We start from the raw sequence: 1,173 nt of genomic DNA on the forward strand, positions 1-1,173 counted from the left end.
GGAGTGGACCGACGCGGCGACGTCGCGGGTGAACATGCACGCCCGCTGGTACAACACCGACACCGGGCAGTTCGACACGCGGGATTCGGCCGCGAACAGTCCGGTGCCGGACTCGATCGCGGCGAACCGCTACCAGTACGGCGACGGGACGCCGTTGACGACGATCGACCCGACGGGGCACTGGGGCAACCCGTTGAAGGCGGCGGCGAAGTTGGCGTCGAAGGCGACGTCGAAGGTGTCGAGTGCGACCCGTCGTGCGGTGTCCAGTGTGTCGAGTTACGGCAGTGCGGCCTATCAGAAGGCGAAGAAGGTCACCAAGACCGCGGCGAAGAAGGTCACCACCGCGGCGAAGAAGAAGGTCAACCAGGTCAAGGCGAAGGCCGCGAAGGTCAAGAACAAGGTCAAGAAGACCTACGCCAAGGCGAAGAAGACGGTCAAGAAGAAAGTCAACCAGGCGAAGAAGTACGTGGCGCAGAAGGCCGCGAAGGCGAAACAGAAGGTGAAGCAGACCGTCGCCCAGGTCAAGCAGGCGGCGAAGAAGGTCGCGGCGAAGGCGACGCGGGTGGTGAAGAAGACCGTCACCGTGGTGAAGGACGCGGCGAACGCCACCAAGAAGTGGGTGGTGGAACACAAGGACACCATCCTGGAGGTCGCCGCGATCGCCGGCGCGGTCGTGGCCGGGCTGGCGTGCACGGCGGTCACCGCCGGCGCGGGCGCGGTCGCCTGCATGGTGGGTGCGGGTGCGTTGATCAACCTGGCGAAGGATGTGGCGCAGGGCGACATCCACTCCGTCGGTGACGCGCTCGGTTCGCTCGGTACGGGGGCGATCAGGGGCCTGGCGGGCGGTGCCGGTGGGGCGATCGCGGCGAAGGTCGGTACGGCGATCGCTGCCAAGGCCGGCTCGGGGGTGACCGCTCGGTTGGCCAGCGACGCGGTGGAGAACGGCATCTCCGATGTCATCTCCCAGGCCGCCACCACCGGACGCGTCGACCTGAAAGCCGCCGCCCTCGGGATGGTGCCGGGACTCAACCTGATCGGCCGCAAGGGCGGCGGAGCAGGCCCCGCACGCGCCCCACCCGGACGCGGCGGCAGCACCGCCGGCCCATCCGCCTCAAGTGGTCGTGGCGGGTCGGGTCCGGGATGTCGTACGCACAGCTTCGCCCCCGACACCCG

General features: G+C 68.4%; 1 protein-coding gene. It reads left to right on the top strand.

Annotated features, from left to right (window positions below):
* Positions 1-1,173: RHS repeat-associated core domain-containing protein (locus tag ACFHVL_RS31300; RefSeq protein WP_416632233.1), on the top strand; the 1,173-nt coding region annotated here is incomplete at both ends.

The sequence above is a fragment of the Micromonospora sp. LOL_023 genome (assembly GCF_048060115.1).
In the GTDB taxonomy this organism is placed as follows: Bacteria; Actinomycetota; Actinomycetes; order Mycobacteriales; family Micromonosporaceae; genus Micromonospora_E.